This is a genomic window from Cryobacterium sp. AP23, assembly GCF_054075385.1.
The window spans coordinates 1,527,171-1,549,397 of record NZ_CM133415.1 but is presented as its reverse complement, the minus strand read 5'-3'; the positions used below and the strand labels follow the sequence as shown (position 1 = coordinate 1,549,397).

The 22,227-nt window shown below is 62.6% G+C and carries 23 protein-coding genes; 6 read left to right on the top strand and 17 right to left on the bottom strand.

Annotated elements, in window-relative coordinates; genetic code table 11:
- The first annotated feature begins 199 nt into the window (after positions 1–199).
- Positions 200–1,057, top strand: a complete 858-nt coding sequence (locus ACU5E9_RS07355; RefSeq protein ID WP_456812966.1) for a hypothetical protein — start codon at positions 200–202, stop codon at positions 1,055–1,057.
- 11 nt (positions 1,058–1,068) lie between these two features.
- Here ACU5E9_RS07355 and ACU5E9_RS07350 read toward each other — a convergent pair whose 3' ends face one another.
- A complete protein-coding gene (locus ACU5E9_RS07350; RefSeq protein WP_456812965.1) occupies positions 1,069–1,833 on the bottom strand; it encodes a nuclease-related domain-containing protein in 765 nt (254 codons plus the stop codon).
- 286 nt (positions 1,834–2,119) lie between these two features.
- On the opposite strand from ACU5E9_RS07350, the gene ACU5E9_RS07345 reads away from it, so the two are divergent.
- Both ACU5E9_RS07345 and ACU5E9_RS07340 read left to right on the top strand, forming a co-directional pair.
- On the top strand, positions 2,120–3,085 hold the full coding sequence (locus tag ACU5E9_RS07345) for a TIGR03557 family F420-dependent LLM class oxidoreductase (protein WP_456812964.1): 966 nt from the start codon (positions 2,120–2,122) through the stop codon (positions 3,083–3,085).
- A complete protein-coding gene (locus ACU5E9_RS07340; protein WP_456812963.1) occupies positions 3,082–3,756 on the top strand; it encodes an HAD family hydrolase in 675 nt (224 codons plus the stop codon). Before ACU5E9_RS07345 ends, ACU5E9_RS07340 begins: the two co-directional genes overlap by 4 nt.
- 46 nt (positions 3,757–3,802) lie before the next feature.
- On the opposite strand, the gene ACU5E9_RS07335 is transcribed toward ACU5E9_RS07340, so the two are convergent.
- The 9 genes from ACU5E9_RS07335 to ACU5E9_RS07295 form a co-directional block, all read right to left on the bottom strand.
- Entirely contained in the window at positions 3,803–4,948 is a 1,146-nt protein-coding gene (locus ACU5E9_RS07335) for a hypothetical protein (protein WP_456812962.1), read from the bottom strand.
- Positions 4,949–4,982: 34 nt separating this feature from the next.
- The gene (locus ACU5E9_RS07330; RefSeq protein ID WP_456812961.1) at positions 4,983–5,309 is read right to left on the bottom strand and encodes a hypothetical protein; all 327 of its coding nucleotides are present in this window, start codon (positions 5,307–5,309) and stop codon (positions 4,983–4,985) included.
- 72 nt (positions 5,310–5,381) lie between these two features.
- On the bottom strand, positions 5,382–6,170 hold the full coding sequence (locus ACU5E9_RS07325; RefSeq protein ID WP_456812960.1) for a class I SAM-dependent methyltransferase: 789 nt from the start codon (positions 6,168–6,170) through the stop codon (positions 5,382–5,384).
- A gap of 9 nt (positions 6,171–6,179) precedes the next feature.
- On the bottom strand, positions 6,180–7,718 hold the full coding sequence (locus ACU5E9_RS07320) for a putative bifunctional diguanylate cyclase/phosphodiesterase (RefSeq protein WP_456813510.1): 1,539 nt from the start codon (positions 7,716–7,718) through the stop codon (positions 6,180–6,182).
- Positions 7,719–7,757: 39 nt separating this feature from the next.
- Positions 7,758–8,129: a DUF7793 family protein gene (locus tag ACU5E9_RS07315; RefSeq protein ID WP_456812959.1), complete on the bottom strand. Its 372-nt coding sequence runs from the start codon at positions 8,127–8,129 to the stop codon at positions 7,758–7,760.
- A gap of 272 nt (positions 8,130–8,401) precedes the next feature.
- Positions 8,402–9,460 (bottom strand): magnesium and cobalt transport protein CorA, encoded by a 1,059-nt coding sequence (locus ACU5E9_RS07310; protein WP_456812958.1) that lies wholly within the window; start codon positions 9,458–9,460, stop codon positions 8,402–8,404.
- A gap of 339 nt (positions 9,461–9,799) precedes the next feature.
- Entirely contained in the window at positions 9,800–10,921 is a 1,122-nt protein-coding gene (locus ACU5E9_RS07305; protein WP_456812957.1) for a hypothetical protein, read from the bottom strand.
- A 133-nt stretch (positions 10,922–11,054) separates the two neighbouring features.
- A complete protein-coding gene (locus ACU5E9_RS07300) occupies positions 11,055–11,234 on the bottom strand; it encodes an HNH endonuclease (protein ID WP_456812956.1) in 180 nt (59 codons plus the stop codon).
- A 221-nt stretch (positions 11,235–11,455) separates the two neighbouring features.
- Entirely contained in the window at positions 11,456–11,860 is a 405-nt protein-coding gene (locus ACU5E9_RS07295; RefSeq protein ID WP_456812955.1) for a hypothetical protein, read from the bottom strand.
- A gap of 139 nt (positions 11,861–11,999) precedes the next feature.
- On the opposite strand from ACU5E9_RS07295, the gene ACU5E9_RS07290 reads away from it, so the two are divergent.
- Complete coding sequence (locus ACU5E9_RS07290; RefSeq protein WP_456812954.1) at positions 12,000–12,167, top strand: hypothetical protein; 168 nt, start codon at positions 12,000–12,002, stop codon at positions 12,165–12,167.
- 166 nt (positions 12,168–12,333) lie between these two features.
- Complete coding sequence (locus ACU5E9_RS07285; protein WP_456812953.1) at positions 12,334–13,458, top strand: epoxide hydrolase family protein; 1,125 nt, start codon at positions 12,334–12,336, stop codon at positions 13,456–13,458.
- A gap of 307 nt (positions 13,459–13,765) precedes the next feature.
- Here the strand turns inward: ACU5E9_RS07285 and ACU5E9_RS07280 are convergent, their stop codons facing one another.
- Positions 13,766–14,719 carry a hypothetical protein gene (locus ACU5E9_RS07280; RefSeq protein ID WP_456812952.1) on the bottom strand — a complete coding sequence of 318 codons (954 nt, stop codon included), beginning with the start codon at positions 14,717–14,719 and terminating at the stop codon, positions 13,766–13,768.
- 450 nt (positions 14,720–15,169) lie between these two features.
- On the opposite strand from ACU5E9_RS07280, the gene ACU5E9_RS07275 reads away from it, so the two are divergent.
- Positions 15,170–15,481 (top strand): hypothetical protein, encoded by a 312-nt coding sequence (locus ACU5E9_RS07275; protein WP_456812951.1) that lies wholly within the window; start codon positions 15,170–15,172, stop codon positions 15,479–15,481.
- Between the two features lie 43 nt (positions 15,482–15,524).
- On the opposite strand, the gene ACU5E9_RS07270 is transcribed toward ACU5E9_RS07275, so the two are convergent.
- The 6 genes from ACU5E9_RS07270 to ACU5E9_RS07245 all read right to left on the bottom strand — a co-directional run bounded on the left by ACU5E9_RS07270 (position 15,525) and on the right by ACU5E9_RS07245 (position 22,223).
- A complete protein-coding gene (locus tag ACU5E9_RS07270) occupies positions 15,525–16,001 on the bottom strand; it encodes a hypothetical protein (protein ID WP_456812950.1) in 477 nt (158 codons plus the stop codon).
- A gap of 212 nt (positions 16,002–16,213) precedes the next feature.
- On the bottom strand, positions 16,214–16,981 hold the full coding sequence (locus ACU5E9_RS07265) for a DUF6339 family protein (RefSeq protein WP_456812949.1): 768 nt from the start codon (positions 16,979–16,981) through the stop codon (positions 16,214–16,216).
- Entirely contained in the window at positions 16,981–17,706 is a 726-nt protein-coding gene (locus ACU5E9_RS07260; RefSeq protein WP_456812948.1) for a hypothetical protein, read from the bottom strand. The genes ACU5E9_RS07265 and ACU5E9_RS07260 overlap by 1 nt, the downstream gene beginning before the upstream one ends.
- Before the next feature lie 134 nt (positions 17,707–17,840).
- Positions 17,841–19,718 carry a hypothetical protein gene (locus ACU5E9_RS07255; protein WP_456812947.1) on the bottom strand — a complete coding sequence of 626 codons (1,878 nt, stop codon included), beginning with the start codon at positions 19,716–19,718 and terminating at the stop codon, positions 17,841–17,843.
- Positions 19,711–19,941, bottom strand: a complete 231-nt coding sequence (locus ACU5E9_RS07250; RefSeq protein WP_456812946.1) for a hypothetical protein — start codon at positions 19,939–19,941, stop codon at positions 19,711–19,713. The genes ACU5E9_RS07255 and ACU5E9_RS07250 overlap by 8 nt, the downstream gene beginning before the upstream one ends.
- Before the next feature lie 440 nt (positions 19,942–20,381).
- Positions 20,382–22,223, bottom strand: a complete 1,842-nt coding sequence (locus tag ACU5E9_RS07245; protein ID WP_456812945.1) for a nuclease domain-containing protein — start codon at positions 22,221–22,223, stop codon at positions 20,382–20,384.
- Positions 22,224–22,227: the final 4 nt, after the last annotated feature.

Sequence of the window (22,227 nt, the reverse complement as noted above, 5' to 3'; positions counted from 1 at the left end):
TGTACCGGCTGGCGCGCCTGATCGGCGCCGAAGCCAGGGAGAGAGCGTAACAGCGCCGCCCTGCGGGAAGGACGGGATTGACGCAGCTCGGGGGAGCGAGTAGGGCTGTTCGTCACCGTGTTGAGCGCCGAGATGGAGCCGACCGAGTCCCTACCTGGCACATGCGCAAGACTGGTCCCCTGGCAAAAGGGGGCTCTTCATGGCCAAGAACACAAGCGACCAGAAGGCAAGTACCGCCGCTCGCCCAACTGACAAACAAGGCAGACGGACCACCGGGTCCATCGCCCGCACCCGGCGAATCGTCGGCATCCTCGGCAACCTCGTCGGCGTCGTCGCGCTGCTCGTCTGCGTCGGAGCCATCGCCTGGCTGCTCAACCTCACCGCCGCCGGCAACTCCATCAGCTCGGTGGTGGAAGACGACGTCGCCGGCACCAGCACCATCGCCTTCCCCACCCTGATGGCCCTGCTGTCGATGACCGGGTTCTTCTTCGGCCAGTTCGCCGTGCGCGGCCGGTGGGGCATGGGCGGCGACCCCTCCCGCTCCGGCGGGAGCTTCAAGGTGGACCTGCGCCCCATCAGCGTCGGCCTGCACGCCGTCCTACTCGCAGCGGCCGTGCTCGCCTGGGTCCTGGTGATGGTCCTGCCGGTCGTCGCGGATGCCCGGGGCGCGATCGACATTCCCGACGGCTCATCCGCGGCTGAGCAGTTCTGGTTCACTGTGACCGTGTACGGCGCCATCACCGGTGTGCTCGCCGCGATGGTGAAGAAGCTCACCTACAACACGGCTCTGCGTGCCCACCAATCGAGCATCACGAAGGGCTCCCACTCGCAAGAGTGGTGGCGCCGGTTCTCCCACATCTGGCGCACGGAGCTAGGCATCGCCGGGTTCGGCGGGGCCGCACTCGGGCTCAGCCCGCTCGGCGTGCACCTCGGCAGCGCGACGTACGGCTTCGGCGCCCTCGCCATCGGTGTCGCCCTCCTCGCGGTGGCGACGCTCGCTGCCCTGAACTCCTGGCGATCGGGCCTACCCGTGGAACGCGTCGAGTCCTATACCTAGAGGGGCTCCGCCTATCGCGTCGTGACCCACCAGTAGGCCGCAGCGGCCACACCAAACCACCCGAGTGCCGGCACCAGCCTCTTGCCCAGGCCCACCCAATATGCGCGCCGGCGGATGTGTGCATCCATCACCGCCACGCCGTCATGGAGCGCTTCGAACGCGGTGTTGATCGCAAGACCGTCCTCGGCTGGTGCCGGCGTCTTGTGCCAGGTTGCCGGCAGCACCGCAACATCCACGATTCGCTGCACCTGCTCAATACTGAAGACCGGCCGAGTCGAGATGGTCCGCAGTAGCCGGCGTTCAGTCACGATGTGCAGCTCGATGTTGCCGCCGTCCGGTGCACGCTTCGTCACGATATCCGTGACGGCAACGAGTGTGATCACGGAGCTCACCGGCACGGTCATGCCGCTGGCAGCCGAGAGGAGGGCTGCGGCACGCTCCGCCTCGTGCGTGGCGTTGCGGATGTACGGCACCTTGTGGCCGCCGATGCGCATGCCCTTCCCGCCGATCCACACCGACTTGCCCGGGTGGTGCTTGGTGTTGATCGTGAAGACACCCGCCTGGCCGATCACGACATGATCGATATCGCTCGTCCCGCTGCCCACCGGCACCGAGTGGAGCACCGTCCACTCGGGGCCGAGCTCGGCGAGCACCTGCCCCACGCGCCGCTCGCCGATCGCCCCGGTGTACCAAGGCCGGGCCTCTTCGCTGAGGGCGATCATGCCCGGCCGTGGCGCTAGCTCAACCTCACCGCGCTCGTGGGCGCTGAGCACCATGGCCATCAGTCCTTGCGCCGGCACACGACTGCGTAGATCTGTCAACGGATGTTCCCCCCAGAGCCGGCACGAGTGCGCCACCTCTGATCATGCAGCATCCGGGTCGCGGGTGACGTAAAGGCGGAGAAAATCGGGACGCGCCGTATTTCCGGGCGGCGGATGCGGCGAGTCACGAAAATCTCCGCCTTTACGTTCGCGGGGTGGGCGTCCAACTCGCCCGTACCGCAGTCCCCGCTCCCGCCGCAATGGCTTGCACCCGCGCATCCGCCCGCGTAGCGTCGAGGGAATGAAAATCGGATACAAGCTGATCGCAGAGGGTTTCGGCCCGCAAGAACTCGTTCGCCAAGCCGTCCGCGCCGAACAGGCCGGCTTCGATTTTGTGGAGATGAGTGATCACTTCCACCCTTGGGTCGAGGCCCAGGGCCACTCGCCGTTCGTGTGGAACGTGCTCAGCACCATCGCCGCCAAGACCACCACCCTCGAGCTCGCCACCGGGGTCACCTGCCCGAGCGTGCGGTACCACCCGGCCATCATCGCCCAGGCCGCCGCCACCCTCGCGCTGCTCTCCGACAACCGATTCACCCTCGGAGTCGGCTCCGGCGAACGCCTCAACGAGCACATCGTGGGCCGCGGCTTCCCCGGCATCCACGAGCGGCACGCCACCTTCAACGAGGCACTGGAGATCATCCGGCTGCTCTGGCAGGGCGGCTACCAGAACTACGACGGCAAGTACCTCAAGCTCGAAGACGCCCGGGTCTTCGACCTGCCCGACGTTCTGCCCACCATGGCCGTGGCCGTCAGCGGCCCCAGCTCCATTGCCCTCGCGGCCGAGCACGGGGATGGCCTCTTCTCGACCGAGCCCAACGCCGACCTGGTCACCGGCTACCGCGACGCCGGCGGCACCGGCCCGCTCTACGCCGAGGCCCCACTGGCCTGGGCCCGCACCGAGAAGGAGGCCGTGACGGCCGCGCACACCACCAACGCCTGGGCGCTGGGCGGCTGGAAGGTGATGAGCGAGCTGCCCAACCCGGTCAACTTCGAAGCCGCCGCCGCCACGGTGCGCGAGGACGACATCCGCGAGCAGTTCGCCTGCGGCCCCGACGTCGAGCGCCACCTCGAGGTGATCGGCCAGTTCACGGATGCCGGCTTCGATCACATCGCTCTCATGAACGCCGGCCCCGACCAGGACGGCTTCTTCAACTTCTTCGAAAACGACCTGCGCCCCCGACTGCTCGCCGAAAGAGCCCAATGATCACGCCCACTCCGGCACCCAAGGCGGTGCTCTTCGACATCGACGGCACCCTCGTCGACTCCAACTACCTGCACGTCGACGCCTGGCACCAGGCCTTCCAGACCCTGGGTGTCGACGTCGAGGCCTGGCGCATCCATCGCTCCATCGGTCAGGATGCCGGTGAGCTGCTGACGTCGTTGGTGGGGGCGAAGGACGAGGCCTGGGTCACCCGCGCCAAGGACCTGCACTCGAAGAACTACACAGCACTCGCCCCGCGGTTGCGGCTGCTCCCCGGCGCCCGGGAGCTGCTCAACATCCTGGATGAAGAGGGCATCATCGTGGTGCTCGCCACATCCGCGCCCCAGGAGGAGCTGGACATCCTGCTCGAACTGCTCGACTCCGACGACGTCATCCACGCCACCACCAACGCCGACGACGTGGATGTGGCCAAGCCCAGCCCCGACATCGTGCGAGTGGCCCTCGACCGTGCCGGTGTCGCGGCCCACGATGCCGTCTTCGTCGGCGACTCAGAGTGGGATGTCAAAGCCGCCTCCCGCGCGGGTGTGCGCTCGTTCGGGGTGCTTACCGGCGGCATCGCCGGCGAGCTGCTCATGCAGGCCGGCGCCGAGAGGGTCTTCGCGAGCCCGGCGGACTTCCTCGACCGGCTTGATGACCTGGGCTGGATCGATTGAGCTGGTCGACCCGGTCGCGCGCATGTCCGGCTTTTGGTAGCGCGGCCTAGAAGAAGAGTGAGACAACACCGCCGGCCAGCAACAGTGCGAGCGCGACAATCCCGATCAGCTCACCGGCGCCGAGGCGCATCCGCAACCGCCGGCCAGGACGGGCAACCCGGCGCGACCCTGCCGGGGAGGGCTTCACGCCCCGAGCGATCAGACCGGCGGCGTTCTGGGCAACAGCTTCCGCACTGGGTACGACCCGCGGTACCGACGCGTGCCGGTCGTCCCGCCAGCGCTCCCACCGGCCGATCTTGTCGCTCAGGGCGTTCACCGCGTCGAAGAGTCCCTGCCACGTGCGCGGGTTGAGGGTGACCAGGTCCCGGCTGCTCACCAAGAACAGCCAATCGTCGATGATCTCCACATCGAACCCGCGTACCCGATCGATCAGGCGCGCCATCACATCCGGAGTGAACAGGTACAGCGCATCTCGCTCATACCCGGTGGGGCAATACAGGGTGAAGTGGTCGTCGAAGTCGACCTCCAGCGAGAGCCGCTGGGTGCTGTCAGGCAGCGACGCCATGGTGAAAGTGTCCGCTGGGCCTCCCTGGGCCTTCAGTACGATGTGGGGCAGTCGGGTCGACAGCCGAACGGCGCAGAAGCCACCGAACTGGGCATTGCCGCTCCCGGTCGCCCCGGCCCGGAGTTCGTAATTGGCGAACTCGATCGAGCGCTCTGACACGGGCCGCATCACCCGGGTGAGCGTGAGCACACCGCGCTCCGCCCAGGGCTTGACGTGCGTGCCGGTGACCGGCCCGGGCTCGTAGCTCAGGCCATTGTCGGCCGCGAATCGGGCGAGCCGGTAGTGCCGTTTCGGGGTGCCCCGCTGCGCCGAGGTGCGCCGAAAGAACCACACCAACACAATTCCCGCGCCAAGCAGTAACAGGCAGATGGCGATCATGGGCACCAGCTCGCCGTCACCGTCGGGCCCGCCCCGGCTGACCTCGTATGTGATGCCGAAGACCATGGTGAGCGCGCCGACGAGACCAGCCCCACCGCCGATGAACATGGCCACCCGCCGAACCGGGGTGAACGGGTTCCGCACCGACGGATACCGTTCGGCGAACGGGCGGTAGAACTCGCGCACGGCCTTGCGCTTCACTCGGTCGGTGAGCGCCCCGGTGCGCAGGCTCGTCTTGCTGTACTCCATCGTCGGCATCCGCCCACCCCCGCGCGTGCTGTGTTCACCGGCTCTCGGCCCCGTACCGAGGGTACCGTCCGCAGAAGGATGCAGGTCGTGAGCTCAGGTCTGCCCCCTGCAGCGCCCAGGCCGCCTTCTCCACGATCGCCTCGGCGGCGAACGCCTGCGCGGACACCTCGCCCACCACCTGCAGAATCTGCGGGTCGGTGGCGAAAGACTGCGAGTTGCCGTGCGTGAAGATCCGGGTGCGGGCCTTCACCTCGGCGGCGATCTCCCGCTCGGCGGCCTTCACCGTACCGGCCAGCACAGCCAGCAGCACCGCCTGGGCGATGTTCGACGGGGCAACGGGGGAGGAGGTGAGCGTGGTCATGGGAAGGACCCTAGGGCAGTGGCTCCTGACGCCGGGCGAGGTTACGGTTCGCGTCTGCCCACGGTGAGGTGGCTATGCGCCGGCCAGGAGAGCGAAATATCCCGGAACCTGCTGCGAGTGGCCGCTCGCGTTCATGGGAGTCACTTCGATGTGCGCCGGGCCATCCGCAATCAATTGCCAGTCCGCGTCCGGGAACGTGTTCTGCCGTTCCTGTACACCAAAATGGCCCGGGCGGGGCAGGTTCTCCAGGGCCCTTTGCAACTGCCGTGGCATGCTTTGCCGGGTGGCGCCCAGCTGTTGCAGGTAGGCAAGACTGCTTCCGGGGAAGTTGGTTTCGGCAAGGAATACCCGACCGCTACTCCCTACAACGGTGCGTAGGTTGGCAGCCAATCTGGATTGCTTGTCGGGCTTGAGCACATGAAAAACTCCGCGGACAAACACATTGGCGGGCCCCACCAATTCCAGCAGGTGCTCTCCCACGCCTGCCTCCGTTGCATCCATAACCATGAAGTCAACGTTGTGGAGGCCTGCTGCTTCGCGTCTCGCTAGCTCGATCGCGCCGGCGGAGACGTCGATCCCGACAACGCTGGGGAACAGGCCAGCAAGCCAGCGGGTATTGGTTCCGTTGCCACACCCAACGTCGATGACGGGAAGAGCCGGATTGAAATGGCCCAGGAGGGCGTCGGTGTACTGCTCGTGCTCGGTCTGGGACCCGGAGTCCCACAGCACGTCGCCCGAACGTCCGGTGGTGTGGATCCCGCGCCAGTACCCGTCCCACGCCGCTGACGGGTCCTTCGGTGCCCGGGAGGTGAGGCGTACTACCGTCGGGACGAGTAGCATCCGGTCCCAAAGCTTTGACATACGCTCACTCTACTGACGGTGCGCGCGCCTCTTGAGCCTTCCCATAACCGTCTCGGGCGGGAGCGGGCGGTCATAGAAGTAGCCTTGCCCGTACAGGCAGCCCAGGGTCTGCAAGAGAACCGCCTGTTCGGCGGTCTCAATACCTTCCACGATCGCCTTCAGCCCCGCCGAGTGAATCAGTTGAAGAATGGCGGCGACGAATTTTTGCTGCTGAGGGTCCGACACCATGTCCTCAATGAGGGAACGGTCGACCTTCACCGTGTCTGCTGGAAGCGTTCGAAGATAGCTGATGGACGAATAGCCGGTGCCGAAGTCGTCGATTTGCAGACCCACTCCGAGATCCCGCAGCTCGCCCAAAACCTGTTCTTCCGCGGTTCCCTTCGACATCAACACGGTCTCGGTGATCTCCAGAACCAAACGCTGCGGAGGCACGTGATTCCGAGCGAGCGTCTCCGTGACATCTTCCAGCAGGTCACTGCGAAGCAGTTCGGCGGCGGAGAGATTGATGTGAAGAGAGAAGTCGGTGAGCTCAGGCTCGGTTTCGCTCCAGCGCCGTAGCTGGGCGACTCCTTCGTGCAGCACCCACCGTCCCACCTCCAGGATCAGACCGGTTTCTTCCGCGATGCGGATGAAGCTATCCGGCATGATGAGTCCGCGTACCGGATGGTGCCACCGAAGGAGTGCTTCGAAACCGATGACCATTCCTGTGCCCAGTTCGACCACCGGCTGATAACACAGGGCCAGTTCGCCGCCGGCAACGGCCGAACGAAGTTCGGCTGTGATGCGGGCGCGTTCACGAACGCTTTCGAGCATGTCGGGGTGGAAGAGCTGGATGTTGTTGCGGCCCTGCGCCTTCGCCTGGTACATGGCGATGTCAGCATCCCGAATCAGCGACTCAGCTGAAAGGCCCGGCGTGCCGATGCGCACCCCGATGCTGGCCATCGCCCAGACGGTTTCGGTTCCAACCTGCACGCTGTCCTGGAGCTGCGCCGACGCCCGGTGCGCGATAGTGAGCACTTCCTCTTCCGTCGCCGCGGTGACGAGGATGGCGAACTCATCCCCACCCAGACGTGCCACGGTATCGACGGCCCGTACGGCGCACTTGAGGCGCCGGGCAACCTCGATCAAGACTGCGTCACCGGCCCCATGGCCCAGAGCGTCATTGACGGCTTTGAAGGAATCCACGTCCAGCACCAGCACAGCCGGGGGTTTTCCACTGTCCGTGCTGGCCAGGATTGCCTCGTTGATTCGCTCGTTGAGCAAGGTCCTATTCGCAAGGCCCGTCAAGTCGTCAGTCTTTGCCATCTGTTCCAGCTCGGCCTGAGTTTGCCGCAGCATGGCGGTACGGTCAGAAACCTGCTGCTCCAGATTCGAGTAGATGTAACTGAGTTCCTCGGCGAGTAGGTTGACGCCGGTGATCACAGCGTCGATGTCATCCCTCAAGTCAGACGGCTCTATCCGCGCGTCCAGGTCGCCGGCAGCCAACCGGACAACACCCTCCACCAACTGCTGCAAACGAGGGTCATCGGCGTCGTCTCCCAAGTTCACATCACCCAAAGACGCACTCTGCGCAGCGCTCCTGCACGCTTAGACACCGGCAGTAAGCCATTCCATGGCTTCGCTGCGCGAGGTAAAGAATTTAGTCGGACACGGCGGAATGTGCACACCGAGAAAGAAATTCGCCAAGACTCGGTCAACAGGTGATTTGCCCAGAAGAGCAATGCGCGAGGCGCTGCAGGGAATAGACCACACGGACCTGGCCTCTCGGCTCACCGACCCGACCGCTGCCATATCGACGAGCATGCCCCGCCGTTCGTTCCCGCACGCGTCGTTAACTTTCGCCATCGCGACGTGGGCATCTTCGATCTCAATGTGAACCCCGGGCTGCCAGCGCAGATGGAGAATTCCATCGACCGTTTCGAGAGTCTCTTTTGCGCCGTCTGCAGCGACCGGACCCATTGCAACGTCCTCCCCCGAGCACGCAGCCGAACCGTTCAGCCACTTCTCAAAGCTACTCGTGTTCAGGTGCTTATCAAATCAATCGCCGATGCGGATTTCACCTCCCTGGCCCAGTGGTTCGGGGCGGCCGATCGGTTCACCACCGCCATCGTGGCAGGAGCCGTCGCCAGCGCCTACCGCAGCACGGCCGAACCAGTCAAGCGGCACCAACCCCCAGCCGGGGCCAACGCCGGCGATGGCGCCACGGACGATCGCGGGCGTTGCGCCCGCCCTTACAACCACTCCCGCCGCTTGAAAATCCCCCACAGCCCGTACCCCATCAAGCCCATGGCGGCCACCGCCAACGGATACCCATACGCCCAGTGCAGCTCCGGCATGCTGTCGAAGTTCATCCCGTAGATCGTGCCCACCAGCGTCGGCGCGAACAGGATCGCCGCCCAGGAAGAGATCTTCTTCACCTCCTCGTTCTGCGCCAGACCCACCTCCGACAACCGCCGGGTCTCCTCGTTCTGTGCCAGGCCGGCCTCCGAGAGTCGGCGCATCTCGTCGTTCTGCTGTTGCGTCACCAGTGTGGCGTGCACAGTGAGCGCGTTCTCCAGCAGCGCCCGGAACGATGCGGCGTGCTCGGTGACGAGCAGGACGTGGTCGAGCACGTCCCGGAAGGAGCGCTGCAACTCCACGTCGACCTGGTACTTCTCCGAGCCGCGCAGCAGCGCCTCGAGCATGCCGCGCAGCGGCCCGGTGGCGCGCTGGAAGTCGATCACCTCGCTGAGCAGCTCGTAGATGCGCCGCGACACCGACGGGTCGCCGCCGAAGAGCTGATTCTTGATCTCGTCGATATCGTTCTCCAGCCCGGCGATCACGGGGGAGTAGGCATCGACGACCTCGTCGAGCACGGCGTACAGCACGGCCTCGGGCCCGAGCGCGAGCATGGCCGGGTTATCTTCCATCCGCCGGCGCACGTTGGCCAGGTCGGGGTTCTGGGCGTGCCGCACCGTGACGACGAAGCCCGGCTCGATGAACACGTTCACCTCACCGAACTCCACCCGTTCTTCGGCATCGAGGTACCGGGCCGGACGCAGCACCACGAAGAGGGTCTCGCCGAACCGTTCCAGCTTGGCCCGCTGGTGGCCCTTCAAGGCGTCTTCCACGGCCAGCGGATGCAGCGAAAACTCGTCGGCAACGCTGCGGATCTCGTCCGCATCGGGCCGGTACAGCCCGATCCAGGCCATCCCTCCGCACTCGCGTAACTGCTGGTAGGTCTCGTCGAGGCTTTGCGGGCTGGAGGTGCGCTGCCCGGTCACGTAGATGCCGTTGTCGATGAGTGCCATGGTCCTACTCCGTCGTTCGGTCGACGAGAGCGCATGAGGAAGCCCAAGGCGACCACGGGCACGTCAGGAATCGACGGCACACCACAGGCCACCTCGCACAGGAGGTTCAGTAGAGCGCCGCCCCCGGCGCGACGCCCGACCTAGAAGGTCAGGGCGCATACGACAACCGCGGAGGGAGTGGAGCGCGGACTGTCACCAGCCATGGCTACTCACCCGCCTTCGATCGAAGTGTGTCGTGGCCCTGCCTGGGCCTCGGGTACCGTACCACCCCGCTGTGAACGGTTCACGTGGTGTAGGCGTCGCCGCCGCCCCAGCCGATACCGGCGTGCAGCAGTGGGCCTAAAGCGACAGCGCGATCGCACCGCCGATCAGCACCACTGCAAAGATGAGCAGCCCGATCCGCTCACCCCAGCCCAGGCGCATCCGGAGCCGTCGGCCGCGCGTGGCCACCTGCCCCGCCGGCGCGGCATGCTTCGCCCCGACCAAGCCCGCACCAGTGTCCACGGCAGCAACACCGACCGGCGGCACCGTCGGCAGCCGGTCGTCGCGCCAGCGCTCCCACCGGTCGATCTTGTCGCTCAGGGCGCCCACTGCATCGTAAAGTTTCTGCCAAGATTCTGGGTCGAGGGTCACCACGTCGCGGCTGCTCACCAACAACAGCCAATCGTCGACGATCTCCACATCGAATCCGCGCACTCGATCGATCAGGCGCGCCATCACATCCGGCGTAAAGAGGTACAGCGCGTCCCGCTCGTGCTCCTCGGGGCAATACAGGGTGAAGTGGTCGTCGAAGTCGCCCTCGAGGGAGAGCCGCTGCGCGCCGTCGGGCAGTGCCGCGAATGCGAACGGGCCGTGTTGAGCGCGCAACAGAATGTGCGGCAGGCTCGTGCGCAGTTGCATGGCGCAGAAGCCACCGAACTGGGCGTTGGGGCTGCGCAGCGTGTCAACCCGCAGCTCGTAGTTGGCGAACTCAATCGTGCGCTGTGATGCGGGCCGCATCACCCGCGTGAGCCTGAGATAGCCTCGCGCAGCCCACGGTTTCAGGTGCTTGCCGGAGACAGGCCCGGGCTTGTAGCTCAGGCCGTTGGCGGCGGCAAACCGGGCCAACCGGTAGTGCCGCTTGGGGGTGTCCCGGCGCTTGAACGTGCGCACGAAGAACCACGCCAACATGATTCCGGTGCTCAGCATCAGAACGCCGACACCCGCCGGCGCGACGATATCGGCGGCCGGTGCGCCTCCTCTTGCCACCTCCGCCGCGGCGTAGGCCAGGGCGAAGACTCCGATGGGGGCGCAGCCGATACCCATGAACGTGATCGCTCGCCGTATGAGCATTTCCGGGTTTCGCACCGACTGGTACCGCGACGCGAACGCCCGGTAGAACTCCCGCACGTCCCTGCGCTTCACCCGGTCGGTGAGCGCCGCGGTGTCCAGGCTCGTCGTGCTGTGCTCCGTTGTGTGCATCCGTCCACCCCACGTGTGCTTCGGCCACAAATTGGCCCCACCCGAGAGTAGCGGTCGAGCCCACCCGTCCCAATGACCGGTGCCCGCGGGCTCTGGCGCCTGGACTACTGACTCGGCGGAGTCGCTCAGCGGCTCAGTCGCTGGATCGAAGAGTCGGCAGGATGGTCGCATACCGAAGCAGAAACGAGCGCTCGTCGAGTTTCTTGCGGCGGAGCCACCCCGTGACCTCGTTGTTGTGTTTGCTCGCGTTGCACGACGCGCACGCGGGCACCACGTTCTCGAGGGTGTACCGGCCGCCCCGGGAGATTGGCATGACGCAGTCCCGCTGGAGGGCCGGGCTCTGTTCTTGGCAATAGGCGCACCCGCCCCAGGCGGCGAGGAGGTCGGCCCACTGGGCCGCGGTGAGGTCATTGTCTACGCGGGCGAGTCGTCCTTGCCGTCGCTTCGCGTAGCGCGCGCGTGCTGCCGGTGAAGCGGCGGAGAACTTGCGGCGAGTGGGCACCACCCAACGGTACTATCCCCCTGCCGGGCGCCCTAGGTGCGGAGGAACGTCATCCGCCAGTTCGTCTCCCACGATGCGCCGGCATCGTTCGAGAACGCCTGCTCCCAGGTGGGCTGCGCGCCGGTGGCGTCCCAGATGAAGCGCACGCGGATGGGCACCCCGTTCAACACGTCCTCCGCCACGAAGGTGCCGATCCCGTCGGTGAACGCGCCGCGCACCGGCGTATCGAGCGCGGTCGGATTCCGGCCGTCGAGCCACCAGATCGACCACTCAGCATCCGCCGCGGAGTACGAGCGCAGGGCAGCGGCCCGGAAGTCGCCCGCCGGATGCTGGAGCAAGTTGTCTTCGAGATTGCCGAAACCGCCGAGAATCGTTCGCGTTGAGGACAGCCCATCGAACGCGGTCCATGTGGCGGCGCCGCTGAAGATGCCGTCCAACCGTTCGTGCCGAACCGTCCAGTCGCCGAGGATGAAGTCGAAGTCGGCGGTCTACCTCACCGCCTCGAATCGGCTCGCCGCACACGCGAGTCGAATGCCCACTCTCCGGCCGCTCTCGCCCGCCTCCTAAGATCAGCACATGGACACCTTCACGCTCTACTCAGCGGTTTACGTGATCTTTGTGGCGGCGGTGATCGCGCTGCTGGTGCTCGTCTTCATCGTGCTGCTCGCCGCGTTGCGCGCGCTCAAGACCTACGTGCGGATGCAAGAACTCAAGATCGACGTGCTCCTCGCCGACGACGAGTAACCCCTCACAGCGCCGCGATGTCTGCATCGGTGCCGAACTCCGAGATGGTGCTCAGCATGAGGCAACCGCGCCGGTCGGGATGGGCGGCTAGGGCCGGTTGTATGACGGAGCGCCGGACCGGTTCCGGTAGCGCGTCAACACTGCCCGCATAGACGAGACTTGCCTGATGAACTCCGCCTTCCCGCTCGATGTTCCCCACAGCGACGTCGACGACCTGCGCGACCGCCTCCGCCGCACCCGCTGGTCGCCCGACTGGCCCGTGACTGGCTGGACAGCCGGCACCGACCAGCAGGAGTTGCGCCGCCTAGTGGCCTACTGGGCCGACGGCTTCGATTGGCCGGCGCAGCAGCGCCAGATCACCGCCCTGCCCTGGCACCGCGCCACGATCTCCGGCACGCCGGTCAGCTACCTGCGTTTCGAGGCGGAGACCGCGGGCGCGCTCCCGATCATCCTCACCAACGGCTGGCCCAGCACCGCGTTCGAACTCGTCGATCTCGCCCGGCGCCTGGCCACCCCGTCGGAGTTCGGGGGAGAGGCGTCGGATGCGTTTACTGTCATCGTGCCCGCCCTGCCCGGGTTCCCGTTCTCGCCGCAGCGCCCGACCCACGACGAGCAGACCCACGAAATCTGGCACCAGCTCATGACCGAGGAGCTGGGCTTCGGGCGGTACGCCGCTCACGGCGGTGACCTGGGCGCAGGTATCACGTCGCGCCTGGCGGAGGCACACCCGGACGCCGTCGTCGGCATCCACCTCCTCGCCGTGGCTGCCCCGCTTACGCACGACCCGGCGACACTCACGGGAGCCGAGCGCGACTACTTGGCAGCGGTGCAGGCTTGGGTCGCCGAGGAGGGCGGTTACCAGCACCAGCAGCAGACCCGCCCGCTCAGCCTGGCCCCGGCGCTATCCGATTCCCCGGCCGGCCTGCTGGCATGGATCCTGGAGAAGTACCGGGCCTGGAGCGACTGCAACGGTGACCTGTCGACCCGCTTCAGCGACGACTTCCTGCTCACCCAGGCCTCGCTCTACTGGTTCACGAACTCGATCTCCACGTCTTTCCGGCCCTACTGGGAGTTCGGCGCCGGGTTCACCACGCGCGTGGGCCGGGTGGATGTGCCCACCGCGGTGGCCGTCTTCCCGCACGACCTCACGCGTCCGCCACGCACCTGGGTCGAGCGCGTCTACAACGTGACCAGATACATGGAGATGCCGAGCGGCGGCCACTTCGCCCCTCATGAGGAGCCCGACCTGCTGGCCGCCGACCTGCGGGCGTTTCTGCGGCCGCTGCGGTGACCCGAGCACGTCTCGCAATAGACTCCCTCTCACGGCAAGTCAAGGAAGCCCATGACTTCAGGCGCAGACACGTTTAGAGTGACCGTAATCGAACTCTTGCGCGTCTGGAACCCGGCGTTACTTACCGAACCCACGAAGGTGACCGGGTGATCAAAGCGGTGCAGGCTCTCTTCACCTGCGCGCAGCTCAAACGGCCGCGCAGTGTTGTGCTCTCCTCGCTCGCCAAGGGGCAGCACGCGCCCGAGGAATCCGGCATGACGCCGCAGCCCGACGCTGCCCTCGAGATGCTCATTGAACTGCGTGCTCCTCAGGCGTCTTCCGCGATTCTTCTTTCGAGTTCTGAGTCCGAGAGTGGATCGTATTTGCGGCCTATCTCGGCTGAATAGTTCTCGACGAGGCTTCGCCCATCTCGGTGGAATATTCGCATCGTTTGAGAGGTGTTCGTGGGGCGAATCGCTCTTAGATCGGGACGTTTCTTCAATGTCTCCTTCGTGGTCGTCGGACGAAGGATGCCTCTCTTGTCCGGGCGGCAATCATCCATCTGGATCGCCGTCAGCGCTTCCATGCCCCAGAACCCGCGTGGGTTCAGGCGTAGTCCGAGGTGAACCGCTTTCTTGGGTACCAACAACAGAGGCTTGAGCACCCCTTCGGCGTTGGGCGCGAAGGGAAGCGTGGTTATCCGGGGGATCCACAAAGCGGTTGGTGCGTCCCATACCTCTACGGGGTGGAACTCCGCGCCTACGTTGAGCCCCGGGTGAATAGCCATCTGATCGTGGGTAAAAGCTATGAGTTCCTCTACCGTAATTCGCGTCGTCAGGTCCGAAATGCGATCGTTCGACACATCATCCACGTAGATCGCGATGTGCTCGATGAGACGAAGAACTTCAACCCCGGGTGCACAAAGCGGACTGCCTAGCAAGGCGCGCCACATCCGCTGACCAATTATCGGCCCAGTACCGGAGCCTGAGAAGCCCTTTTCCGCCATGCCAAGCCGCGTTTCCTTGGGCTCGGCAAACGTTGACAAGGATCTTTCGCCTTCCGCATGAAGATCTGGGTCTGCGATGCAATCTAATACCCGATCAAAGAACGAATTAAGTTTGCGGTGGGCAGTGGTAGCCCAAGGGACGCCGCTAGACGCGTGCATAGCGACCGCGAACGGATCCACGAACAAGGAACTATCCGTCGTCACATTCACATTAAGAAAATCGACTTCTGATTGAGTCTTGTCGAGATTGAAATGACTGATGACGGTAGTTTTCAATAGATCCCCTTGTTTGAGCCCAGACTACGAGTCCTCGACTAGCAATCGAGTTCTTTGTCGGTAGTTGCACCTACTACTGGGGGTGCTCAGCATCGAAGGAATCATTCGTCGACTCCCGCGAGTGTCACTTACCGAGGCGAGGTTCCGCTACTCCTCATCACGACTAAGGTGCGGCCCGGTGTTGTCATTTCCCGTTTCCCAGCGGCCGCGTGGGTCGCAGGGCCTGGACATCTAATGCCTACCTACCCTGCGCATCTGGTGCATCAACCAGCAATTCTTCTCAGCAAAAGGCGGCCGTTACGGAGCCGTCGTCGCGCTCGTCGACGGCTCAGAAAGCCTCAATTTGTTCGACGGCGCACCGTTCGACCGGCCCGCGCCCGCGCCGACCTCGTGCAGTCCCTGGCTTGGGCTTATACGGTTCGGACCCCTCGCGCGCGCGCGAACCTGCGGTTGCGCGAGGCCGGCGCCATCCCCGGGCGCTCGCGGCCACCGTCCAATTATCGACGCCTTTACGGCGCGGGGCCGCCCGAATCAACCTGCAGCCGGACTGGTTTTAGCAACCTGCGTTTCATCCACCTAAGCGACCGTTACGCCTGCTTTATCCCGAAGGAAGTGCCCAACCGGGTCGTCGTGCGCATCGGCCCGGATAGCGCGAGCAAAATCGCCGGCTTCATCTCGACGAAGAAGCGTCTCGACCTCATGGAGATCCAGCTCTTTTCTGGTGACCGCTCGTCTTTGTTCGCTCATCGCGTGAGCTGGTAGCGTGCACCTCGACTGGGCAAAGGGGGCGCCGCGCAGTGGAAAATTAGTTCTTTGATAAGCAGATGGTGGGGAGCAGGAACATTTCAGCGGCTCGGTTTTCCAGCCTGTACTCGTCGAGGTCAGCTGTCTTCAAGGGGACGCCGTTCACCTGATTCATTGACTCGTCGACGTACCAATAGAGTCTCCTCGTTCCGCCATTCGTGTGCTGCTGTGCAATCCTTCGTGCTTCCCCCAAGGTGAACATCCAAACCTCGTCCGTCGAGAGAAGGGTGAGGGCGAGCAAGTCGGCTTTGCAGTCATCGGGGAAGTTCCAGCCGACGGCAACCTTGCCTGTCCCGCCGGCGGGAGAGGGCGAGCGCATTGTTTTGACCTGCACGGTATTTGCGGTGCCATTCAAGGGTGAGTAGACCACAAGGTCCACCCCCGAGTCGGTGGTTAGGCGCGCACTGTCAATCTCGAGTTTGAGCAGCTGGTACTGAACCAAGATTTCGCCGGCGGCGCCGATGTGTTGAGTGGTCACCTGCAAACTCTAGGCCTCTTCACGGATGACACCTTGCGTTGTGGCAGGCCTACAACCACTACTGCCATCCGACACGGGCCAAACCACGTCAGCCCCGCCGCTGCATTCGCCAGCGGATGCCCAGTTCAGCTCTTGCGTTGGGCCGAAGGTCGTCCCGTAGGTCGTGCCGACCAGCGTCGACTGAAGTGTCCTGATCCTTTACTGGGTCTCGGCTAATGCGGCACTAATGACAGCGGCCCCCTTGGTTCTGCAAGGTCCAGCACGAGCCGCCGAATTTGGCCATCGTCTAGCACCTCTAGGTCGCGAAAGGCATACACAAGTGTTATTTCCTTCATCAAATTCTTGATGTATTGGCCGGTTGCGCGAGTATCGTCAGCTGCAAGATGCTCGAGGACAGCACGAGCTAGTTTGGGAACGGACCCCGACTCCCGCTCGAATAGTGCAACCACACGGTCCTCATTTTGTAGAACGTAGGCAGTGTAGGCAAATGGATTCTGTGATTCGGCGGCCAACGGATGCGCGCACTTGGCGTCATAGGTGAGCGAAGTGATCCACCATAGTCGCGCAATCCCATGGCGCATCAAATTCGGGCGGCTTGCATTGCTGATGAGCCAGCGGCTCATCACCCTATTTTTCCACCGTTTATCTGCGATGAGGGGCCATCGAACCAGCATGTAGTCGCGATACGAGACGAACGCTGCGTAGGTCCATAGCCGTGGATCGGATGCGTTGGAAGGGTCAATCGCGCCAAGCCATCCATATACCCGGGGGGCATTCTTGTCATCTTGGCTGTCGTGCTTAGTTGTTGTCAGTGGATCCGGTTGACCGGTTTCGAAGGGCATTTTCAGCAGGTTGCCCGGGTCCGAGACGATCACGTCTACCTCAGCGAGAAAATCCTCGGGCGTCGTAGCGCGAGTGAGTGCTTCACCGATTGCGCTCAAGGCGTCGTACTTTAATGCGCACGCGCTAGCGGGTTCCATCAGTCATCCTCTTCGAGTGTTAACTGCAGTCTTAGTGATCGGTCTAGGGGGTTGCCTAGGATCTTCTGAGCGAGGTCCAGAGAGCGATCTTCGAACGAGCCAACTTGGTTAACGAGCTCCAAAAGCGCTGGATACCATTGGCGGCTACCGAGGTCTTCTCCGTCGGTCGTTGTGTTCTCTTTTATGTACTGAATTGTTTCAACTAGCGCGGGAAGTACAACCAAGCTAATTTGCAAGTCTGGTCGAGACGCTAGACCGGCAAGCCCCGGCATCAACTCGGTCGGGATGAGTACGTTGACAAACTCGTCGTCGTTCCATCGCACTCGGATGCCACGCTTATTTTGGGTGTCGGAGACGAAACGGAAGCAGGAGCCGATCGGAGGATGAAGAGGATCGAAGAGTTTTCCCGCCTCAAAAGTTGCGTATCCGCCGTCAGCTAGAACAGAACCACACTGAACATTGAACGCAGTATCGCCGTAGTCGGAGTGCTGATGATCAAGCCGATAATCGGGAATGTCAGCTGTTGCCACGACCTTCACCTCTACGGTGACCGTACGACGTACGCGTTCTTGGGGAATCCAAGCGATGAATGCTGTGCTGTCCGCGTGGTGCTGATCGATCCTGGGTTCCAGTTCGTCGCTTGACAAGGTGGCGCCGCATTTCCAGCGGAAGCTGAAGCGGGCCAAACCGTCATCAATCAATTGAGTGATGGTTGGATCGTCCATTCGCACTTGGAACCGTATCTCGATGTCATCGACGGTCGGGGCTACGGACAGATTGAAGAAATTGATGTGTGACGCTACGTCATCCGAATCGTCGAGTACGGGATACGGATACGAACCACGGGCGGAGACCACTTTTACTTCACATCCAAACGGTATCGATGGTCGGAATTGAGCGTGAGCCTCAAGTGGGTCGGCGTGTTGGCTTGCAGAGCGAGATCTTGAAGGACATTTCCGGACCACGCAATGGTTTGCGGAGCGTTCGGTTCTGCCAATATCACGTCGTTGATGGGTAATAGGTAATCGGACTCGACGGAGCCTCCTTGACCGAGTGCTACCAATTCCAAGTCACCTTGGACGTCATCATTTGCCGTGAGCACGATGTGGAGGACGCTATTTTGATCAGACCAGCTGCGGAATCGCACGTTGCCACTGTTTATGACGGCTCTTCCATCTCCACTCGTTCCGGCCCCTGGGAGCCCGATCCCATGGGATTTTCTCTTGCCCTGTCCACCGCGATTTTTCCCTCTTGCAGTCGGGGTGACACCCGTTCCTGTCCCGGGAGTTTGCACGTGCACGTTCACCGATTTGCGCGCGTTCAAGGAGGCAGTGAAAGGCTCGTTTGCGGAACCATGCACGGTGGCGCTCTCGCGCGACTCACCATCGTCCCCGGCTGGCACTGATCCCTCGTCATTGTGCGAGACGATGAGGCTCGGCGCGGGAAGATATCTCGAAAGACCTTTGATCTCGATCGTGTCGCCGAGCTGCTCACCTACGCGAGCGCGCAATCCGTCTCGCACGAAGCTCTTTAGCTCCGCTAGCGCCAGGGCCCCGTCCTGCCCGCGGCCTGGATCCCAGCGGTCATGCTGAGGAGGCTCTAAATCACGGAGGAACTTATTCCCGATCTCGTCCGAGCACTCCAGGATTGCAGCGTACTTCGCCGGGATAGAGGTGTGCTTGAACGTATCAATTTTGATGAGTGGTTTACGCATGGTCACGGTGTGCAGGGATTTGTCGAGCGAGTCGTCTACATTGACGTAAAGGGCCAATCGACCGAACCGATTGCTATCAGCGGTCACAGGGTTCGGATCGCAGATCGCTCGGTAGAAGGCGGTGGTATCACTGTTGGCATTGCTGAAGCGCTCGAGTGTGGTCGTGTTCAGCTGCCACGTGCTGTCTCGTCCGACACCTTCCACTTCTAGCTGTCCGCGGTGAATGGCCACCAGGAAGTGCGATAGGAACGCTTCCTTAATGTTCTCTAGTTGAGGGTCCTCTTCTGCGTTGCGATATCCCAGAATGTACACATCCGTTCCTGGCTCCGCCCGCACCGAGAAGTTTCCAATCTGCTCGGGATTACGCAAATAAGAAAAGTCTTCGTCAATTGCCGTATCGGTGAAGAAACCTTCGCCTTGACGCCAGTCGCCACGGGAATCCCTATGGCTGGCAAGTCTGCTGTGGCCTGCGAAAACGACGTCCTTGCGGTTGCCGGGAAGTGATGTGTACAACACCGTGCACATCGACGATGACATTGGTCCGACGGCGGACCCGATGCCGAACGATCCGCCTCGCGTGCCATCATTCGCAGATATGCCGGCGCCCCTTGTCAGCGCACTGAGCGAGGAACTGTTCTCGTTGCGCGATTCTGAACCAGTCAGTCCGGTAGTGCCATAGTCGGATATGCGCAGCACAGGAATGGTCGGCTTGCGTATCGTCTCGAGTGCGTTGAGCATCCGCGCATGCCCTTGCGACCCACGCGTTTCCTTCTCTACCCATGCAATGTGCTCGCTGAGATTCACGATGCCTGGGAGATCTGAAGTTGCCACGTCTGCGAGTTCAAAGCGCATGGCGACAGCGCCAGGCCCACTGCGCGCATCGATCGAATTCTGGCCGGTTTCGCGTGCCAGGGATGTCTCAGCGAGAGACCCTTCGAAGAATTGCTCCGCCGGCGCGATTGCACCCTGCGTCGCAGACCGCCCGGCCATTTCAAAGTAAAAGTCGTATTGGGGCTTAGTCATTGAAGGAGACCTTTCTCTTCGAAGGAGTGCTCGGGTCGAAAAGCGCCCGTACTTCCTGTAGCTCGTTCTCGATGGGTTCGAAGAGCGCCGCTACTTCGTCTGCTGAGTATTCGTAGTTCTTGCTTGCCAAATTGCCGAGCAGGGAAATTTCGCGTATCAAACGGTCGCCACGAGTAGCGGCGAGACGCCGGAATCGTTCATTCCGAGTTTCATTATCTGGCATATAGCGAATATATATGAGAAATGTAGATTGCTGCAAGATGCAGGGATCGCACCTTGATCTGCGCATCGAGTCCATGTTCCCAGTGTCCCCTTCCGGGTCGGCTCGTCCTTCCGGGCCCACGCTGGGCAGGCAACGATTGTTGGCCTCTAAGCAGAGGCATGCATCTCATCCTTCTCGAAGACGTGTATGACGGCGATGCGAGGCTGAATGCTCCGAAGCCAGCGCTATGCCCTCTGGCACGAGCGCCCTTGGTCTGCGTCGCCCGCCCTCGAGCGTTACCTGGGGTCTTGAGATCTAGGCGGATTCGTCCCGGCTGCGAATGTCGCTGCCAGAATTGTCCGTGGCGGGAGAAATTGCACTGGAGGCTACTCGACGGGGTCTCGGCTTTGAACATGGCTACACGAAGCGCTCGTTCAATTCGATTCGTCAGCAAGGACGTCTCAGGAACTAGGGCGTTCTTCGATCCACGAAGGGTCCGCGGCCTCAGTCACCTCCAACGGCCTCAGTCCCTCTGACTCGTCAACCTCGTTCAGCCATCCTGCAAGAGCGATTTCCGAAACACCCAAGCCGTTCGCTACCGCAGCCATGTGGTTCGAATGCTTTTGAATGACGACGGCGATGTCGCGCCGGAACTCCATGGAGAACTTCTGCGGCCACGCGAAGTCCGCGCCAGCAATGGTCGGCGAAGCTGGCGAGTAGCCGGTGAACTGGGCAACGAGTTCGCAGAGAATTGCAGAAATTGCGTCCAACGACATTCCAGGACGGAGCGTGAGCGCACCTAACTTGAATCGGTCTTGGTAGCCGCGCCGAAAAAGAACCTCCGGCATACTGGTGGCTGACCAGTCCGAGGCCTCTTCCGACAGCACCTCGTCGTGTGGGACTATTACGAACCCGCCGATGGCGGCCCTATGGTCTCCATCGGGACGAGGCTCCAACAACGCGTCTCGGTACGTGTGGATGGACGATATCGCGGCGTTCAGTTGCGTTTTGACCCGATACTTTGAGTCGAGCACAATCATCGTCTGGGGCTGGGACGGCAGATGCGATCGCAGCAATAAAACCATGTCGGGAACCATCTCGCGCGACGAGGATCCGATTCCGGAGTCCAAGCGCCAGACTTGGTCAAACTGAGGTTTGAACTTAAGGGTGTGACCTCGAAAAGTTATCGCTGCCGAGGACAGACTGAATGTCAGCTTGTTTGTGTCCGACCGGTCGGAAAAAAGTGCCCCGCCATCCATGTTGGGATCAAGTATCCGAGCTGCCGCTGCAAGACGGAGTGCTACCCATGTCTCATATAGTTGATAGGTCCGTTGTAGGGGAACTGTAGCGAACTCGCCGTCGATCGAGGAAATGCCAGAACGGACATCGCGGTGAATCCGGTACAGCGACTTGTAGGGTTCAACACTGGTGTAAAGGTGAGAGTGTTTCCAAGCGGCCATATCGGCTTCCATGCCCTCAAACAGGGGAAGTAACTGCATTTCCCTCAGTTGGCGGTTCGCCCGTGAGCACCTAGAAATCAGCACTTCATCCCGATCGACTTCGCGAAGTCGGCTTTGGGTGTTGATTGCGGCACGCAGATATCGCGACATCTCTCGAAGAAGTCCCAAAATTTCGCGATGCTCACGCCGGGATGCGTCAAGTTTGCTTCGCTGCTCGGTTACGTGACGAGGCATTGAGTTTCCGGATTGCTCCACGAGGTGACGTAGTCCGTTGGGCATTCTCGCCCTCACCTCTCCAGAAACCCTTTCCCAGTTGGACCTGCTGCCGTTCCACTGGGCGGGAGTGAGACCACGCGCCTTCCGTGTCGAAAGCTCCACCCGGTCCTTTCCGAGGCGTCTTCGATAGGAGCGATTGAGTGATTCGATCAGGGATATAGTTTGCCCCGCACTGCCCAGAATGAACTCCAGCGTGGCGATGGGCAGCGGATCCTTCCCTCGGGCAAGGGGCGCTTTTAGACCTGATGTTGACGCAAGCGATCGGCTATCAGCGAGGATGTCACGGATCATTGTTCGGAAGTCGCTTCGAGTGAGCTTGCTAAGCGCAGGATCGATCGTTAGTCGAAACGGTCTGAGCCGGGGTTCAGCGCCGCGAAGGTCAAGGTCAGCGAATCCGGCGTTGAAGTCAATATCCCAGCGAAACCAGACTTCCGATTCGGAGACCACGTCCCGAGGGAGCACAGCGCCGTTCACCGTCAGAAGCGCGCTGATTGCGTTCGGTTGGTCCAGCGTGAGTTTCCACCAGTAGGTGGATTTCTCGGAAGTCACGCCATGTTGAGCGATCACGCTT

What these genes read in the sequence shown, in the direction of transcription:
- ACU5E9_RS07355 (WP_456812966.1), top strand. Translation starts at nt 200, where the DNA reads ATGGCCAAGAACACAAGCGACCAGAAGGCAAGTACCGCCGCTCGCCCA.
- ACU5E9_RS07350 (WP_456812965.1), bottom strand. Translation starts at nt 1,833, where the DNA reads ATGGTGCTCAGCGCCCACGAGCGCGGTGAGGTTGAGCTAGCGCCACGG.
- ACU5E9_RS07345 (WP_456812964.1), top strand. Translation starts at nt 2,120, where the DNA reads ATGAAAATCGGATACAAGCTGATCGCAGAGGGTTTCGGCCCGCAAGAA.
- ACU5E9_RS07340 (WP_456812963.1), top strand. Translation starts at nt 3,082, where the DNA reads ATGATCACGCCCACTCCGGCACCCAAGGCGGTGCTCTTCGACATCGAC.
- ACU5E9_RS07335 (WP_456812962.1), bottom strand. Translation starts at nt 4,948, where the DNA reads ATGGAGTACAGCAAGACGAGCCTGCGCACCGGGGCGCTCACCGACCGA.
- ACU5E9_RS07330 (WP_456812961.1), bottom strand. Translation starts at nt 5,309, where the DNA reads ATGACCACGCTCACCTCCTCCCCCGTTGCCCCGTCGAACATCGCCCAG.
- ACU5E9_RS07325 (WP_456812960.1), bottom strand. Translation starts at nt 6,170, where the DNA reads ATGTCAAAGCTTTGGGACCGGATGCTACTCGTCCCGACGGTAGTACGC.
- ACU5E9_RS07315 (WP_456812959.1), bottom strand. Translation starts at nt 8,129, where the DNA reads ATGGGTCCGGTCGCTGCAGACGGCGCAAAAGAGACTCTCGAAACGGTC.
- ACU5E9_RS07310 (WP_456812958.1), bottom strand. Translation starts at nt 9,460, where the DNA reads ATGGCACTCATCGACAACGGCATCTACGTGACCGGGCAGCGCACCTCC.
- ACU5E9_RS07305 (WP_456812957.1), bottom strand. Translation starts at nt 10,921, where the DNA reads ATGCACACAACGGAGCACAGCACGACGAGCCTGGACACCGCGGCGCTC.
- ACU5E9_RS07300 (WP_456812956.1), bottom strand. Translation starts at nt 11,234, where the DNA reads ATGCCAATCTCCCGGGGCGGCCGGTACACCCTCGAGAACGTGGTGCCC.
- ACU5E9_RS07290 (WP_456812954.1), top strand. Translation starts at nt 12,000, where the DNA reads ATGGACACCTTCACGCTCTACTCAGCGGTTTACGTGATCTTTGTGGCG.
- ACU5E9_RS07285 (WP_456812953.1), top strand. Translation starts at nt 12,334, where the DNA reads ATGAACTCCGCCTTCCCGCTCGATGTTCCCCACAGCGACGTCGACGAC.
- ACU5E9_RS07265 (WP_456812949.1), bottom strand. Translation starts at nt 16,981, where the DNA reads ATGGAACCCGCTAGCGCGTGCGCATTAAAGTACGACGCCTTGAGCGCA.
- ACU5E9_RS07260 (WP_456812948.1), bottom strand. Translation starts at nt 17,706, where the DNA reads ATGGACGATCCAACCATCACTCAATTGATTGATGACGGTTTGGCCCGC.
- ACU5E9_RS07255 (WP_456812947.1), bottom strand. Translation starts at nt 19,718, where the DNA reads ATGACTAAGCCCCAATACGACTTTTACTTTGAAATGGCCGGGCGGTCT.
- ACU5E9_RS07250 (WP_456812946.1), bottom strand. Translation starts at nt 19,941, where the DNA reads ATGCCAGATAATGAAACTCGGAATGAACGATTCCGGCGTCTCGCCGCT.